Source organism: Burkholderia sp. JPY481, assembly GCF_038900515.1.
GTDB classification, from domain to species: Bacteria; Pseudomonadota; Gammaproteobacteria; order Burkholderiales; family Burkholderiaceae; genus Paraburkholderia; species Paraburkholderia youngii.
In genome coordinates this window covers 82,957-99,086 of the sequence record NZ_JAYMRT010000008.1, presented here as the reverse complement: position 1 = coordinate 99,086, position 16,130 = coordinate 82,957, and the positions used below count along the sequence as shown (strand labels likewise).

The following is a 16,130-nucleotide window of genomic DNA, read 5'->3' as shown; positions in this document are numbered from 1 at the left end:
GGTCCCAAACCGCGCCGCCCGCACTCAACCCGGGAAGGTTCGGCACTTTGACGGGCGCGCCGGCTACATCGTCGGAATCACACTCGGCGACTCCAGATGGCTCTCTACCCGCTTGATGCCCGGCACGTTTTCCGCGGCGATGCGGATCGCGCGCTTCTCCTCATCGGATTCGATGATGCCCCACAGATGCGCGACGCCGTCCTTGACGAATACACCTTGTTTCGCGAGCCCCCAGCGCTTTCCGTGCATCTCGTGCACGATTGCGTCGCGCAGGCTCGCGTCGTCGTGCGAGCCGGTGTCGATTATCGGCTCGACGGAGGCGAGCGCGCGGATCAGGTTCGAGCGGCTGACGATGCCGACGAGCTGCCCATCCTTCAGCACCGGCACGCGTTTCAGATGCCGGCGCTCCATCAGGTCGGCGATCTGGTGCAGCGGCATGTCTTCGGGAATCGAAATGACGTTCTCGCACATCACGTCGCCGACCACATGCCCATGCTCCTTGATATACCTCGCGGCCTGCTCGCGCGCCGACGAGGACAGCAGTTCGAGCCACCATCGACGTTTGCCGTGCCCGGTGCCGTTTTCCACACGATGCAGCAGATCGCCCTGGCTGACGATGCCTATCACCTGCCCATCGGCGCCGAGCACCGGCATGCCGCTGATGTGGTGATCGACGAACAGCTTCGCTGCGTCGTGGATGGTCATATCCGGTGTGGCGGTAATGACCGAAGAAGTCATGATGTCGAGCGCGCGCATGTTCTTCTCCTGTGCGGGCCGCGACGGGTCCTCATCGGTCGCACGCGTCGCGCGAGTTCGGCAGACGCACCGGGGACGAGGCCGCGGTGCTGAGGCGCCTTGAGTGTAGGTTAACTTTACCGGCTGGTACGCAACACAAGGCAGAACTTCCCGCTGCTAATGGGATACAACAACGTCGGCGGCGAACCATTTTCAATACGTGATTAACGACAAGGTCGGTTTCAGCCGGAATGTCGCTTAGTGCGTTGCAGCAATATTTGAGGTCGCCCGGAATGTAGGTGTCTCCAATGCCTCATCGCATCGCCTGGAAATGGTCCTGATGCCGGCGGTCTTGGCCCTGGTTCGGGCAGTCAGGGCCGAACGACCACCGGTCCAGTAGTCTGCGCTTGCCCGGTCTCATCGCAACATGCCAACGGGCTGCGTCTGCCTCGCCATCTTTTCAATTCCCTGCTGTCCGGCGTCAGTGCAAGCAGCGGTGGTGTCGTGCACATTGGCCGCCGTTGCAATGACTGTATGAACCGGTCCTGAGTCTGCGTCGACGCAGGCGTGCGATTTCATTCCGAAATTCCAGTTGCCGACTTTCTGCGTTGAGTGCATTCCCGTATCCCTGGTGCCCGTCTTGGCATTGAAGGCTCGAGCACCCACCGTTCAGCGGCAATTCAGGAACGCAATGCGCAACACCGTCCATCGAACTTTCAACGACGGCTGCAAGGTTCAAAGCATTATCTACTGGACCTCACGTTCGACTGTATTCGATCGACTCAACAAAACATGGCTCGTTCTGCAGACGATGAGTCGTCACGATATGAGCGACGAATCTCACAGAATCCGGACGTTCGAGGTATTGGGCACAGACATTCACTGATATGTTGTCGGCATGCCTCGTCGAGCAGCGATGCATCAATATCTGCGATCAGACTATCGCTCCATCCGCGATGGCTAAGAAGCGATCCGGCGGCATAGATAGCTTCGTTTTTCGTTGGACCAGCGTATCGTCGCCTCCGCACCGCGCAGCGCTCACGTTTCATCAACCTTTGGCTGATTTGCAATAGTTAGCGCCGCTGCTTCAAGGCTCGCTTCAGCGCGATTTCCAGTTCGAGGTGTTATCTGGCGTCCGAGAAGACTTCGCCTCATACGGCACCCAATCGTGAGATCGCACGCAAATTCTCGCTTGGCACTTAGAAGGGCATCAGAGGATCGCAGCGCGTCAGCATTCGCCCATACATTACATTGGGAAAATTGACCAGCGTGGCGACTCGGTCGGACCGGCGGTTGCAGATCTTGATAGATCAGGAGGAGTTTCATCGCGAACGGGCCGAGGATCACCGGCAAACTCGAAAAGACTGCACATCCTGCTTTGTAATCTTAGGCGAAGCCTCCGCATCCGGCACCCGGAGAATCTCACTGGCAAAGTTATCGTCGAATCTGTCGGCTATCTGCCCGGATGAATCGAACCCGTTTACATCGTTGCCGCCAATGCTAATGGCCGGAGAACAGGACCTCCGCAATGATGCCGCTCGCGACAGCGGCGAGCACGTAATCTCCGTTCACCCCGACCCAGTGATAACCGTGCGGCGGCGGTCGGAGGCCGTGACCACGCCAGTCGTCGACGACGTAGTTGCGATTGCGGTACTCGGGCGGAAGCCGATCGCCCTGACGCCAGTCGGCGTGCGGCATCGGGCCGCCCGGCCGGCCGTGATAGGCCTCATGCGGCATGGGGCCATGTCCGTGAACGGGCGGCGGACGCATGTCGTGTTGTTTGGGACCGTGCGCCGACCAGTCACTGCGATGCTGATTGTCGTGAGGCTGGGCGAAAGCGGGGATCGACGCACCGAGTAGGGTTGCAATCATGAGTTGCGCAAGCAATCTTGATTTCATGGCTGCCTCGAGAGGAGAATTGATCGAAATAAAACAGTGGCGTTTGACGGCGATTATGTTTCCCTAGCCGTTCAGCGGAGACGGTCAATGCGCACGCTCTCTGCGCACTTCGATGGAAAGACGGTCGGACGCAGGGCCGTCCGACCGTCAGCCGGTTAGTGACCGAAGTAAACCGAGCCCGGGCCGGTCCGAGCTGCTTCGCTCGTGTAGGCATGGCTGCCCGCTTCCGACGAACCGCTTACGACGCCACCCACTCCGGACGTGTCCCCGTGTTGCGCAGCAACCTTGGCTTCTGCAGCCTGAATGTCCGCTGGATTTTCGCGCGGGTTCGCACGGGCCGGGTTGTAGCCCGCTGCTTGTATTTCGACCAGTTGCTCACGGACTTCAGCGCGGGTTAGCGGATGGTTTGCTGCCGCGCTTGCTGCGGCGAAAACCGTAATCGGAGCAGCGAAGGCGATGGCGGCGACAAAGGCGGCGAGTTTGACGAGGGGCTTCATGGTTACTACCTCCTTGGTTGTTGGTTGGCGCTACAAGCTTCTGCTTGGTTTCAACCGTTAAGAGAAGTGTAAGGAAATAGTAAACAAGGGTAAACACCTACCTTGCAAGGGACTATTGCGTGAAATGCAATAAATTGGACCTATTAACGCAACACCGCCGATTTGCCGCACGAATTAGATGATATTCGCATGCGGGTACGGGACAAAAATGGCCGTCGTCGCTCGCGCACGTCAAAGTCGGAATTGTTGACGTCGCCCGACGCGCTCGAGCGGTTGAACGGGCCGTCGCGTGATCAACGGACAGTGGGCGTCGATCGCATCGAAGAAGCTGCTGCGTGCCTTGTTGCTGCAGGTGTGTCAATCGCGAGCGCACGCTGATGGAGCAGATGCGCCATGCCTGCTGATTCGCTGATTCGTCAGGCCGGCCATCGAACATGCGGTGCGGGGATCGTCCGGTGTTATCGAAGAACGTGAGGTTCCTGGACGACTTGAAGTGTTCCTGTACGGCTTTTCATAAACCTTCATCGGTACTCCAAAGGATCCGCAAATTCGTCCGATATTGAATTTGAGCGACATGTGACGTTGGCCCGGTTTCGCGGACAGATTTGTAGTCAGCCATTTTGATGCGGGCTAGCCTCCGTTAACAGTTGACTCGCGGGTCGTCCACGGCCGGACGGCGGGTCGCTTCGCTCGACCATGACGCTGTGCGGCGGTGAGCAACCCGCGATGCGATGTCGGTTGATGTGGCGCATGCAGGTTTTCAAATTCGAGCGGCGAGCAATAACCGATGCGGCTGTGCAGGCGGAGCTCCACAGATCATCGCCTGTTCGTCGAGCACCGTTGGGGCTCGGTCGTTATACAAACCCCCGCTCGTTCTCGCCGCCGATGCAATAGATCCCGGAAAAATCACCTGGTTGAATGTGCGGCGGCCTCCTTTATTGCTGCTACATCGTCCGTCACTGCACCCTCGTTGCGGGACGTGGAGAAGGGTCAATGCAGTGGCCTTCGGGGCCAGCCGTGACGTAGGCGAGCGCCATTTCGTCCAACGCGGCAGAAATGGATGCGCTCGATAGACGCGCGTGGGCATGGGCATGTATCACGACCTGCGGTGGCAGGTCGAGGGCAACCGGAATCCTCGACACTCACAACCCGGTGGAACAACGTCTTTCGATCAGGTTGCGTCTCACCAGGGTTGACGCAAAGGTAGCTTGATATTGACCCCTTCGGTTTCAAGCTCGCGCATTCCGATCTCGGTGCATTCAACAATTTGCGGGATCGAAGAACCGACGTTACACCCCTCGCTCCGGTTTTCTGGTCTGGGATGCCTCTGCCGGACCCGCAGGCGTATCGGCGGCCGCCGCTGCCGTCGCATTTTGTACGATGTGCAACTTTCTGGCGCGCAACGGCAGCGAACATTGCGCGTCGGTCAGTGTTTGACGCACTTTGCGCGCGAGTTCCCAGCGCATGGTCCAGAACATGTCCGTGTTCGACCAGACGCGGATATTCAGTACCGCCGTGCTGTCGTCGAAGCGGATGACCATCACCTGTGGAGCGGGATCAGTAAGCGCACGCGGATCGGCCGCGGCGAGGTTGCGCAGTGCATCGAGCGCGCGATGCACATCGTCATCGATCGAGATCTCCACTTCGAGGTCGAGTCGACGGATCGGATTACGGCTGAAGTTGCGTATCGAGTTGCTCCACAACGTGCTGTTTGGCACATATTCGCAGATGCCGTCGGGTTTGGTGAGGCGCGTCGTGAACAGGTTGACTTCGACGACCGTGCCCGCGACACTGCCGGATCCGCCCTCGATAAAGTCGCCGACTTTGAAGGGCCGCAACACGATCAGCATGATGCCGGCCGCGATGTTCTGCATCGTGCCTTGCAGCGCGAGACCGATCGCAAGGCCGGCGGCGCCGAGCACGGTAATGATGCTGGCCGTCTGGACGCCTAATTGCGACAGCGCGCCGACAATCGCGACAATGCGAACGCCCCACAGGCCGACGTCGCATAGGATCGGTCGTAGCGTGGCGTCCATGCGTGGTTGACGCGCGAGAAGGCGGCTCAACGACACCGAAGCGCGGCGCGCGACCCACCATCCGATGATCAGTATCGCCGCAGCGGCGCACAGACGGATCGAGAACGCGGCGAGCGTATCCAGCAGGAAGTCCCATCTGTCCGGACTGATTTCGACGAGAAGATTCCCCATATGTATTCGTGATGCCTCTATTGGACACAGCGGCTAGATTAGGTATCACGGCACTGGCCTGTCGCCGAGGACCCTACCACGCGGCGATAGCAGTTCCGTCGGCCTCGCCGTTGCTTCAGCATAGGAAAGAATCGTTGCGCAGGGAAGACGCGCCAGAACGAGCCTCGTCAGACGGACTCCGCGGGTCGTACCTGCTCAAGCGCGATGACCGCTCGCGTAGACCATCGGGCCCGTGTCCCCATGGCGTGGGCTTATTCCCGTAGGGTAGTCTTGAGGTTCCGCGCGTGGTAGGAGGGCATTGAGTCCAATGCAGTTGGTGGACCGCCGTCAGCCGGCGCACCGCGGAACTTCCTACGTGAGTGCCCATGAAGATAATGCGCCGTGGGTGTGCTGACGACCGGGCGGCTGGTGGCTGAAGGTTTCGACCATCCAGCGCTTGACACGCTGTTGCATCAGCACTTCGATTGGGCTGCCGCCTGTCTGAGAGGGACGTTTTGTTCGTAACGCAGTGCGTTGTCTACACCAAACGCAATACCGTCAGTCGTACAATCGGCGAATCGATGCTCGGTCCACACCTTTCTCCAACGAGGTGACTATGTCGGTCACGGCCCGTTATGATGGCATTTCACGGTTTCTTCACTGGTTAATCGCTGCACTCGTCACTGCCCAAATCTAAGTTAGGCATGGACCATGCCGGACGTTCATAACGGCACGAGGGCGGTCGGCCTAATCGCCGGGCACCTGTTGGTAGGCACTGTGCTGCTGGCGGCCATGATGTGCCGCGTTCTCTGGCGTATTTCGCATCGACCGCCGGACATCAAGATCGCACGGCCATTGCGCATCATCTCCGCGGTAACGCAGTTTGCGCTATACACACTGCTGATCGTAGTGCCCCTGCTTGGTTGGATTAATGCCTCTTCGCGTGGCTGGAACGTCACATTGCTCTCGGCCGCTATCCCACTGCCCGCATTGTCGTCGACCGGCTCCTCCTTCGATCACGAAATGGGTGATGTTCATGGTGTCGTTGCGTGGGTACTGTTCGCCCTGATTTGCTTGCATGTTACAGGGGCGCTACTGCATCGGTTCGTCTTTCGCGATCAGGTTTCGCAGCCATTGTGGGCCGAATCGGCGAAGTCGGCCAGAATGAGCGGAGACAGCTCCAAGCCGAGATAGCGCTTCAGGCAACAGCAAATCTCCTTGTTTGACATTCCTTCCCTGGTTGCGCCGCTCGACGTACGCGCGCAGGTCCCCGGATCGCTCCGCATTCTCACCTTGGCAATGACCCAAAGGGCGTTGCTTGCTCCACGGTCGCCTCCGTGGTTCAGGCGACAATTGCTGCCGCCGTTTGAGGTCCGACGGCGAATCGTTGCCGAAGCGGTCGGGAGTGTTGAAGATCGAGCGTCCGGGCATGGCGTCGAGCGTCTTGAGCCCTTCTGTGAGCGCGAAAGACTGTTGGGTGCACGGTCTCAAACAACACGACATGCGTCCGCCGCCCGTTCACGGTCATGGCCCATGCCGCACGCCGACTGGCGTCAGGCTAATCGGCTTCCGTGCACGTCAAGCGCGTCTGAAGGCGAGCCAGAGCATTCAATCTCTAACTCAACGAGATCGAGCAGGCATGTCCAGCGCGAGAAGCCAGCCGTGTGCACGCTAGCAGAGCCTTGCCGCAGGCGGTGGGGCACCCAGGCGCCCCCAGTCCCCGCACTCGGTACGCGAAACGGCGCGATCCGGCTGCTCGCGACGTCATGATGCCCAACGCGATTGCGCCCGACTAGCTCATTGAGCGGGACTGCCGCGCGCTTGTCGCTATACTTTCCTCTCGACGAGCGCTCACGTGGCCGGCCCGTATGGCGATGTTCATCCAATTCCTCTTGCAACTGGAACAGGACCTCGAAACGCTGCTGGTCCAGCATGGACCGTTGGCCTACGCAATCATCGGGGCGATCGTCTTCGGCAGTGTCGGCGTACTGCCGCTCGTCATTCTGCCCGCGGACATGCTGCTGTTCATGTCCGGGGCACTCGCTGCCGTCGGTGTGCTGCAGCCTCTGTGGCTCGCGCCGTTGCTGGTCGCCGCCGCGATTGGAGGAACAGTGTTCAACTATGCGCTGGCACGTGCCGTCGCCTCGGTATGGAAACCGAAGCGCAGTGGCTGGATCGACAAGGTAAGTGCGCGAACTCGCGCGCTCTATGCACGTCACGGCGCCGCGCTGCTGCTGTACTCTCCGTTCATCGCAATCGTCCGCGCGGTCGCGCCCGCGCTCGCCGGCGCGTTGAAGATGCCGTTTCGCCGCTTCGTGCGATTCGCGACCGGTGGCGCTGTGATCTGGATATGCTCACTCGCGGGGCCCGGTTATTTTTTCGGCAACGTGCCATGGGTGCGCTCGCATCTGCCGGCTGCGATGGCGATCGTGATCGGCGTGGGGGGCGTCGCGCTCGTCGTTAGCCTGTTGTGGCGAGGACGGCACAAGCGCCGTATCGGCGATTCGATGCTACCCGACGAAAGATCCCGCTGCGACTGAGGCGCCCACCCACAACCCAGCAAGCAGCGCTGCTCGCGAGGAAACGCATGAATCAGGGTCTGCTGAAATGCACGTGCGCGGCCATACTCGCCACACTGTTCGGGTGGGGACTGTATGTCGGGCGCCCCGTGCTGGTGCCAATTGCGTTCGGCATCATCGCGACTTACGTGGTCTTCGGCCTCGCCAATCTGCTGCGCAGCTTTCCCTACGTCGGTGCACGCCTGCGGGAAGGCCCGCGCCACGCAATCGCTGCGACGCTGATGCTCTTCACGGTCTACCTGTCGGTCAGCCTACTGCTGTCCGACAGGGACCGGCTGATGGCCGTCGCGCCGAAGTACGAGGCGACGTTGCTCATACTGCTTACCAAATTCGCTGCGCTTCTGCACATCGAAACGGAGGCGAACTGGGCTGCGATACGTCGCGATCTGTTAGCGAGCGTCAACGTGCAGGCGATCATGACCGCTACTCTGTCGTCGGTGTCGTCGCTCTTCGCGGCGATCATCGTCGTGCTGCTTTATGCTACGTTCTTCCTCATCGAGCACGCGAAATATCGCCGCAAGCTGGTGAACTTCGCGGGCGGCTCGGCGCGCATCGTGTCGGTAATCGACGAGATCAACTCAAAAATCGGCATCTATCTCGCCATGAAGACCCTGCTCGGCGCAATCCTTGGCATCGCGAGTTGGATCTGCATGTGGCTCGTCGGACTCGAATTCGCAGAGCTTTGGGCGGTGCTGATTGGCCTGCTGAACTTCATCCCGTATGCGGGCTCATGGATTTCGGTCGCGGTGCCGACGCTGCTCGCGGCGCTGCAGTTCGGCCAGTGGAACGCGGCAATCGTGCTGTTCATCTCGCTCACGCTCGCGAACTTCATAGTCGGCCATCTTCTCGATCCATGGCTGATGGGCGGCTCACTGAACCTGAGCCCCGCGATAATCCTGATCAGTCTGGCAGTTTGGTCGTCGATCTGGGGCATCGGGGGGGCCTTCCTCGCAGTGCCGATCACTGTCGGCCTGGTCATCGCGCTTTCGGCGTTCGAATCGACACGTCGTTTCGCGGCTCTCCTGACGAACGATGACTAACATGTTGAGGCGACGCGACGAAGCGCTCGATTGCCCCGGGGGGGAAGCTTGACGAGTCCGCGTGCGACGACCGGTTCAATACCAGTGAAGCAGGTTTGCGACGTTCTCGGTGTGGCGCGTTCAATGTGGCGGTAACACTTGCTCGACCCTGCAGCGAGCGGGCGAGCCAGTGCGCCACTCCATTAATGCCAAGCGTCTTTATCGCGTGATGCGCATACAGTTCGGGATGGCCGAGAGTTTTGGGAGGACGCGATGAAGGTTCCCAACGAGGGGAATTCGACCCTACGACACCTGTGCTAGTTGCGCTGGAGCGAGCGAGGCACCAGCGAATTCACATCGCGGCCGACTGGCAGCCCGATCGCCGAGAGAAGGGATCGGGCCTCGCTGAAACCGCTCTCGGGATAGCGCTCGAATATCCGGTTAAATTCTTCGGCAAGCAGACGGGCACGTTTCGGCACGGGAGCGTCTGGTCCCAGCATCAAGGCGGTTCGTCCGAACTTGACTGGTCCAGCCTTGATTACGGCGCGCAGAGCCGAATTCGCGCTGCCGCGCCCGAACAACTCCATGCCGTATGTGCGGATCATCGCGCGCACGATTGCTTCAGCAGCAGGTGTAAGCGGCGGCAAGGCCTGTACCAGCCGCAGATGCGGCGAGCGCACATCCGGCGCGGTGAAGCGTCCGATATCTTCTATGTCGGCCTCCAGCCTATGAACCGGTAGGTCGGCACTGAAAAGCAGCAGCCGTATGTGGTCGTAGAACGCGTCTTCGGCTGGATCGATGACTGTAGTCTCCATCGTTCTTTTTCCTTGGGCGGCGACGTTGGCCCAACCGGACCAGGGCGAAACTGCAAGAGGCGAGGCGGGCGGTGCGGGCGTGCCGCACGGTACCCGCTTCGCTTCTCGGCGGCTGGCATCGGGTCGGTGCTCTTTAGGTCCGTCGGACATACCGTTCCGAAACGACCGAGCGTCCATGGATCCAGGCGACCGCAAGCTCCAGCGCTTCATCGCGCGCCTCCTCCACGTTGGAGAAGTCTCCATCAACGCCGAGCGTGCGTATCTCGCCTGCCCGATCGGTGATGACGGCCGTCGCTGCGTAGCGACCCTTCTCGGTGGCCGTAACCACCGGCCTGATCTCACAGCCGTGATACTCCATCATGTTCTCCGCTTGCATATCACACCTCCGGCAGAGTGTTGTACCTCAGGCGACACAGATGATTCGGGATATGCAGCATCTCACGAAGCGCGAACCTGACCACGCGCTCCAGTTCGCCTGCCCGTGGGATGCCCCACCGACAAACAGATCGAAACACGCAACGCTTGGTCGCGACTGCCTGAGCGATGGATAAAATAGCGCAAGGAACGCAAATTTCAAGAGGCCCTGCAACATGTCATCCGGGAGGCTTCATGGAACTTTTCGACAGGCTTCAGGAGCAGATCGACACCGTGCGTCTGCCGCTCTTTGCCGTCACCGTCACGGCGGTGGCTCAGGTGAATACCCCGCTTTTTGCGATACTCCACTGGCACGGATTCCGGCGAGCGACGCCGCTTGTCCTGCCCGGCATCGAGATCCCGCGACGACCGGTTCCGGGGTCGGCCTTTCGCTTCGACGCACCGTGGCACAGCTTTGAGACCGTGGACGCCATGCTGCTGGATGCCGCCTGGCAATCCGGCGCGTGGGAAGTCGAGCGCGTCGAGCGACGAGGCTGCAACGTGATCGGTGCCAGCGAGGCCGAGGCGCTCGCTTGCCGTCAGGCGTTCGGAAACTATCCCGAGCACGGGGCCCGCGACCCGCAGCTTGTCAGCGACGATACAGACCGCGACGCGCTGATGCGTCTTGCCGCGCACAGCGGCTACCTGCGCTGGCTCTTCCGCCCGGTCAAGGGCGGCCTATGGGGCACGCTCAACGAACCCGACGACACCCTCGATGCGGATGGTGGACGCCAGCCGCCCTGTCCGGTGCTGCCTGAACCCCCCCGCCGGGATCGGCGCGGCCGCACGGTTTATCGCCTCGGCAAGGTGCAGCGCCTGCTGCTGCCGCGTTGAAATATTCTGTTACAAATAGACATTTTCACGCCCCTTGAAGCGCGGCATTGGCGCCTCTATTTCGCTTTCCGCCAGACATTGGCTCGGCTGCACCGCGGCGAACTACGCGCCCGGATCCCCGCAGCCGGATTCCCTTATTGGTGATCCTTTAATCGCTCAGGAGATGGAAATGCAGATTCGTCCCCTCTACGACCGGGTTATCGTCAAGCGAATCGAAACGCAGCGGACGACGGCTTCGGGCATCGTGATTCCCGATTCAGCGGCAGAAAAACCAGAACAAGGCGAAGTGGTCGCAGTCGGCAGCGGCCGGCTGCTGCAGGATGGAACGCTGCGCGCGCTCCAGCTGAAAGTCGGTGATCACGTGCTGTTCGGCAAATACGCAGGCCAGACCGTCAAGGTCGACGGCGAGGAGTTGCTCGTGATGCGCGAGGAAGACGTCATGGGAGTCCTCGAGGCCGACGCGGGCGCCGCCCGAAAGGCCGCCTGAAACCGCGTTCCGGTCGCGGACACCCGACCGGCTGTTCGCGACGCGTTTAGTCAACGACTTTACTAGGAGCAAGAACATGAGTGCAAAAGACGTCAAATTTCACGACAGCGCTCGTGCCCGTATCGTCAAGGGCGTGAATGTCCTCGCCGATGCCGTCAAGGTCACGCTCGGACCCAAAGGACGCAACGTGCTGATCGAGCGCAGCTTCGGCGCGCCGACCATCACGAAAGACGGTGTGTCGGTCGCAAAGGAAATTGAACTGAAGGACCGCTTCGAGAACATGGGAGCGCAGGTGGTCAAACAGGTCGCCTCGAAGACCGCTGACGTGGCTGGCGACGGCACTACCACCGCCACGGTGCTGGCGCAGGCCATCGTGCAGGAAGGCATGAAGCACGTTGCCGCTGGCATGAACCCGATGGATCTCAAGCGCGGCATCGACAAGGCTGTGGCCGCAGTGCTCGACGAACTGCGCAATCTGTCGAAGCCGATTTCCACCAACAGGGAGATCGCGCAGGTAGGTTCGATCTCGGCGAATTCCGACGAGGCGATCGGCAAGATCATCGCGGACGCGATGGAAAAAGTCGGCAAGGAAGGCGTGATCACCGTCGAAGACGGCAAGTCGCTCGACAATGAACTGGATGTGGTCGAAGGCATGCAGTTCGACCGCGGCTACGTGAGCCCCTACTTCATCAACGATCCGGAAAAACAGGCCGCGTATCTCGACGACGCATTGATCCTGCTGCACGACAAGAAGATCTCGAGTATCCGGGACCTGCTGCCGGCTCTCGAAGCGACTTCGAAGGCCGGCAAACCGCTGCTGATTGTCGCGGAAGATATCGACGGTGAAGCACTGGCCACGCTGGTGGTCAACGCAATGCGCGGCATCCTGAAAGTTGCGGCCGTCAAGGCCCCCGGCTTCGGCGATCGCCGCAAGGCCATGCTCGAGGACATCGCCGTGCTCACCGGCGCGACCGTAATCTCCGAAGAGACGGGCAAGCAACTTCAGAACGCAACACTCGAGGACCTGGGGCGCGCCAAGCGCGTGGAAGTTCGCAAGGGCGACACGATCATCATCGACGGCGCAGGCGACGAAAAGCGCATCGAGGCACGCGTGAAGTCGATCCGTGCGCAGATCGAGGAAGCGACTAGTGACTACGATCGGGAGAAACTGCAGGAGCGCGTGGCAAAGCTCGCAGGCGGCGTGGCCGTGATCAAGGTCGGGGCGGCGACCGAGGTTGAGATGAAGGAAAAGAAAGACCGCGTCGACGACGCGCTGCACGCGACCCGCGCGGCAGTGGAAGAAGGCATCGTGCCGGGAGGTGGCGTGGCGCTTTTGCGCGCGCGTTCGGCCGTGACGAGCCTCAAAGGCCTCAACAGTGATCAGGACGCGGGCATTCAAATCGTGCTGCGCGCACTCGAAGCGCCAATGCGCGTCATCGCCTCGAACGCTGGCGATGAGCCTTCCGTGGTCATCGCCAAGGTGCTGGAAGGCAAGGGCAACTTCGGCTACAACGCGGCCACTGGCGAGTTCGGCGATCTCGTCGAGGCGGGAGTGGTCGACCCCACGAAGGTTGCGCGCACGGCGCTGCAGAACGCCGCGTCGATTGCCGGACTGATCCTGACGACGGATGCAACAGTGGCTGAAGCGCCGAAGGACGAAAAGCCGGCGCAGGCGAGCGCGCCGGAACTGGAGTATTAACCGCTTCGGTTCCGCTCCGCACCGGTCAGCGAGGCTGACCGGTGCATTTTCTTCATGGCAATGTGGGTCGTACTGGATTCGAACCAGTGACCAACGGATTAAAAGTCCGCTGCTCTACCAGCTGAGCTAACGACCCAATCCTCTCTTTTTCGCCGTTATAGCGCTTCGGACGCTCGCCCTAACCGATATCGATCGTGCGACTCGTGGACGGGGCCGGCTCCGTTTTCGGCACGGTCAACGTGAGCACGCCATTGTCGAATTTCGCAAGCGCGCGACCGGGATCGGCGTATTCCGGCATCGGGATCGTGCGTACGAAGCGTCCATGAGCACGCTCCAGCCGATAGCAGCCGTTTTCCTCACTGTGCACGTCCTGCTTTTTCTCACCGCGCAGCACGATCGCGCCGTCCTCGACGCTTGCCCTCACGTCTTCGCGCTCCATCCCGGGCAGTTCTGCGGTGACGCGCAGCACCGGTCCCTCGTCGACAACGTCGATGCGCGGCTGGAAGCGCGATGAACTGAAGTCGCCGAACCATCGTTCCAGCGCGCCGCGGCCAGCAAACGGGTCGTGAAAGAACTCTTCCACTGCGCGCCACGGCTCGCGGGAGAACAGTCGCGGAATGTCGGGCCATGCGCTACGCCACGGTTCGCCGGCGGGCGTGCTCTCCGGGTTGTCCGCATCGGTCTTTCGCACAGTCCCGCGAAGGAACTTGAAGGGGTTCCACTTCTTCGGATCGCTGTTCATCGTTTCCTCCTCTGTGATCTGTCAGAGCGAACAGGATTGCGTTCTTGCGTCACGGCGCGATCAGCACCCGGGCCTGCGCTGTCGGAGGGTGGCAGCCAGGCCGCCGCCACCTCGGGTGCTTCCTGGCGTTGCCGCCGACGCGCCGACTTCAGCCCGTACGCACTTCGATCCGCCGCGGACGCGCTTCGTCGCGGCGCGGGATCGTGAGCTTCAGTACGCCGTCCTTCAGGCTTGCCTCGATCTTGGACGTATCGAAGTCCGGGGAGAGCGTGAAGGTTCGCGCAAAGCGTGGCTCACGGATCTCGGCATGCTGCAGCCGCAGATTTGCCGGTGTCGGCACGACCGCCTCGGCCTCGATGGTGAGATTGCCGTCATGAACCCGCACATCGAGCTTCTCTTTGGTGACTCCCGGCAGGTCCGCCCACAACGTGACGCCCTGGGCGTCCTCGTAGATATCGACAGCGGGAGTGATCGTCATCCGCCGCGCGGACGACCCGCTTTCGCTGCGCGTCACCGCGGACGGTTCGCGCTTGCTCAGTTCAGTGGTATCGCTCATTTTCGCCTCCTGGAATTACTGGACGGTGATCGCGCGAGGCTTCGACGATTCGCGCTTGCCGATAGCGATCGACAGGCAGCCATTCTCGTAGCGCGCCTCAACCTTGTCGGGATCTGCGTTCTCCGGCAGCTCGATGACCCGCCGGAACGCGCCAGTGAAGCGCTCCTGCGCATAGACCCGGGCATCCTCGCCGGTATCCGGTCGCGCTGGCTTGCGCTCACCGCTGATGGTCAGCAGCCCTTTATCGATCGATATGTCGAGTTCGGCCGCATTGACGCCGGGTGCAAACGCGACGATGTGAATCGAGTCGTCGGTGGCGCCAATGTTGACGGGCGGGAGCGAGCCGAGGCGGCTTGCCCGAAGACTGGAGGGGAAAGTACCGAAGAAGTTTGCCATCTGCCGCTGCAGCCGGTCGAACTCGCTGAAGAGGTCAGTGCCAGAGTAAAGATCGCTCATGATGTAGTTCTCCTCAGGTGACGCATCGAGGTGAACCAGCCTACGCGCTCCGGTTCGCCTGCCAGCGTCTGGCAAATAAATCGAAACACGCAGCGTACGATCCCGTGAGCACCGCACGTCTGCCTGAGCGAAACCTAAGATAGGCTCTGCGGCAGATTTTTCAAGGGAAGAGTGCAGGGGCACGCTTGAATTTTTTGAGGCCGGTCCTATTATCGCGGACGAGGCCGTTTGACCACAGGAGGAGGTCATGGAATTCGATACAGACTGGTTGACGCTGGGCCCGCACCGCGTGCGGCTGCGCTCGACGAAGGGCTTCCCGACGGAAGCCATGCGCAAGGCAGTGGAGGTCGTACGCATTGCGGTCGACAGCAACATGAGCGCCCGCGCGCGCCTCGTAGAAGTCGTCTGCCGCCAGGAGAAGATTTACGAAGTCACGATTGGCACAACAGTGGCGAAGGACAAGGCATGTGCGCCACAACTCGAGACGTTTATCGCTGGCGTGCTTGGCCTCCCATCGGACCACATCAACCTGATCGTCACGACGGTGGAACAGTCCGAAGTGGATTTGCACTTTGGCGTGTATGAGAGGATGCTCGCCGAAAAGCTCGGTACGGCGCCGCCAATCCAGTGACACGGCACGCTCGCAAGCGGAACCCCTAACTACGGGGTGTGCCAGTGTCTGGTCACGCGGATTCAGATGCTCAAAAGTCTGACGATTTCCCGTGTGGCGCGCGTTGCGACCTATCTTTGCGAGGCTGTGCGGCTGACGCCTTAGCTCGGCAGTACCAAGGCCTCGGCAGCATTGAAGAACTTGAATTTTTTAGTTAGTTAAACTAGTTTATATCCAGCTCAGGCAGTGTGCTGAATCATCCACTAATTGCACACTGCGTGTTTCGATTTGTTTGCCCCGCAGCATGGCAGGCGAACTGGAGCGCGCAAGCCCGTTCTCTTCCTTGCTGCCTATAAGGAGAAGACAATGAGCGACCTTCACCCTCGCCCGTACTCCAATCTGTTCGAGCATCTGAACCGCACGACTGCCTCCGTTCTCGACGTTCTACGATCGCTTCGGGAACGCGCTGGTCGCTTGCTCGATGCACAGGTCACCGCGATGCGAACCACGATCCGACGGTGGATCTCGCACATACGCAGGCGCTAGCGCAAAGTGATTGACAAAGCATGCGGCGCCGATGCCTTTCACCACAGCGGCGAATT

15 protein-coding genes, 1 tRNA gene and 2 pseudogenes are annotated in these 16,130 nt (G+C 60.7%); 7 read left to right on the top strand and 11 right to left on the bottom strand.

The window, feature by feature from the left end; genetic code table 11:
* Positions 1-63 precede the first annotated feature (63 nt).
* From VSR82_RS20355 to VSR82_RS20335, 5 genes and pseudogenes are all read right to left on the bottom strand, one after another.
* Positions 64-756, bottom strand: a complete 693-nt coding sequence (locus tag VSR82_RS20355; protein ID WP_429463033.1) for a CBS domain-containing protein — start codon at positions 754-756, stop codon at positions 64-66.
* 367 nt (positions 757-1,123) lie between these two features.
* Positions 1,124-1,374 (bottom strand): annotated as a pseudogene (locus VSR82_RS20350) (transposase); the annotation flags it as partial.
* A gap of 861 nt (positions 1,375-2,235) precedes the next feature.
* Positions 2,236-2,634: an RcnB family protein gene (locus VSR82_RS20345; protein WP_368582569.1), complete on the bottom strand. Its 399-nt coding sequence runs from the start codon at positions 2,632-2,634 to the stop codon at positions 2,236-2,238.
* Between the two features lie 155 nt (positions 2,635-2,789).
* Positions 2,790-3,131, bottom strand: a complete 342-nt coding sequence (locus VSR82_RS20340) for a DUF4148 domain-containing protein (protein ID WP_429463034.1) — start codon at positions 3,129-3,131, stop codon at positions 2,790-2,792.
* 1,289 nt (positions 3,132-4,420) lie between these two features.
* Entirely contained in the window at positions 4,421-5,338 is a 918-nt protein-coding gene (locus VSR82_RS20335; RefSeq protein ID WP_429463035.1) for a mechanosensitive ion channel family protein, read from the bottom strand.
* Between the two features lie 595 nt (positions 5,339-5,933).
* Between VSR82_RS20335 and VSR82_RS20330 the strand changes: the two are divergent.
* The 3 genes and pseudogenes from VSR82_RS20330 (at position 5,934) to VSR82_RS20320 (ending at position 8,936) form a co-directional block, all read left to right on the top strand.
* Positions 5,934-6,511: pseudogene (locus VSR82_RS20330) on the top strand (cytochrome b).
* A 674-nt stretch (positions 6,512-7,185) separates the two neighbouring features.
* Positions 7,186-7,857 (top strand): DedA family protein, encoded by a 672-nt coding sequence (locus VSR82_RS20325; RefSeq protein WP_368582566.1) that lies wholly within the window; start codon positions 7,186-7,188, stop codon positions 7,855-7,857.
* 47 nt (positions 7,858-7,904) lie between these two features.
* Positions 7,905-8,936 carry an AI-2E family transporter gene (locus VSR82_RS20320; protein WP_368582565.1) on the top strand — a complete coding sequence of 344 codons (1,032 nt, stop codon included), beginning with the start codon at positions 7,905-7,907 and terminating at the stop codon, positions 8,934-8,936.
* A gap of 296 nt (positions 8,937-9,232) precedes the next feature.
* Here the strand turns inward: VSR82_RS20320 and VSR82_RS20315 are convergent, their stop codons facing one another.
* Positions 9,233-9,730, bottom strand: a complete 498-nt coding sequence (locus VSR82_RS20315; protein WP_429463038.1) for a hypothetical protein — start codon at positions 9,728-9,730, stop codon at positions 9,233-9,235.
* A gap of 133 nt (positions 9,731-9,863) precedes the next feature.
* Positions 9,864-10,106, bottom strand: coding sequence for a hypothetical protein (locus tag VSR82_RS20310; RefSeq protein ID WP_152854338.1), 243 nt, complete (start codon positions 10,104-10,106; stop codon positions 9,864-9,866).
* Positions 10,107-10,339: 233 nt separating this feature from the next.
* Between VSR82_RS20310 and VSR82_RS20305 the strand changes: the two genes are divergently transcribed.
* The 3 genes from VSR82_RS20305 (at position 10,340) to groL (ending at position 13,164) form a co-directional block, all read left to right on the top strand.
* Positions 10,340-10,978: a diguanylate cyclase gene (locus VSR82_RS20305; RefSeq protein WP_429463039.1), complete on the top strand. Its 639-nt coding sequence runs from the start codon at positions 10,340-10,342 to the stop codon at positions 10,976-10,978.
* A gap of 169 nt (positions 10,979-11,147) precedes the next feature.
* Positions 11,148-11,465, top strand: coding sequence for a co-chaperone GroES (locus VSR82_RS20300; RefSeq protein ID WP_026228167.1), 318 nt, complete (start codon positions 11,148-11,150; stop codon positions 11,463-11,465).
* A 76-nt stretch (positions 11,466-11,541) separates the two neighbouring features.
* Positions 11,542-13,164: a chaperonin GroEL gene (gene groL / locus VSR82_RS20295; RefSeq protein ID WP_429463040.1), complete on the top strand. Its 1,623-nt coding sequence runs from the start codon at positions 11,542-11,544 to the stop codon at positions 13,162-13,164.
* Between the two features lie 63 nt (positions 13,165-13,227).
* On the opposite strand, the gene VSR82_RS20290 is transcribed toward groL, so the two are convergent.
* From VSR82_RS20290 to VSR82_RS20275, 4 genes are all read right to left on the bottom strand, one after another.
* Positions 13,228-13,300: transfer RNA gene (locus VSR82_RS20290), tRNA-Lys, on the bottom strand.
* Between the two features lie 42 nt (positions 13,301-13,342).
* Positions 13,343-13,906 carry an Hsp20/alpha crystallin family protein gene (locus VSR82_RS20285; RefSeq protein WP_410851017.1) on the bottom strand — a complete coding sequence of 188 codons (564 nt, stop codon included), beginning with the start codon at positions 13,904-13,906 and terminating at the stop codon, positions 13,343-13,345.
* A 148-nt stretch (positions 13,907-14,054) separates the two neighbouring features.
* Positions 14,055-14,462, bottom strand: coding sequence for an Hsp20/alpha crystallin family protein (locus VSR82_RS20280; protein WP_429463041.1), 408 nt, complete (start codon positions 14,460-14,462; stop codon positions 14,055-14,057).
* Between the two features lie 15 nt (positions 14,463-14,477).
* Entirely contained in the window at positions 14,478-14,918 is a 441-nt protein-coding gene (locus VSR82_RS20275; RefSeq protein WP_429463042.1) for an Hsp20/alpha crystallin family protein, read from the bottom strand.
* A 247-nt stretch (positions 14,919-15,165) separates the two neighbouring features.
* On the opposite strand from VSR82_RS20275, the gene VSR82_RS20270 reads away from it, so the two are divergent.
* Complete coding sequence (locus VSR82_RS20270; protein ID WP_013093386.1) at positions 15,166-15,549, top strand: hypothetical protein; 384 nt, start codon at positions 15,166-15,168, stop codon at positions 15,547-15,549.
* The last annotated feature ends 581 nt before the right edge of the window (positions 15,550-16,130 follow it).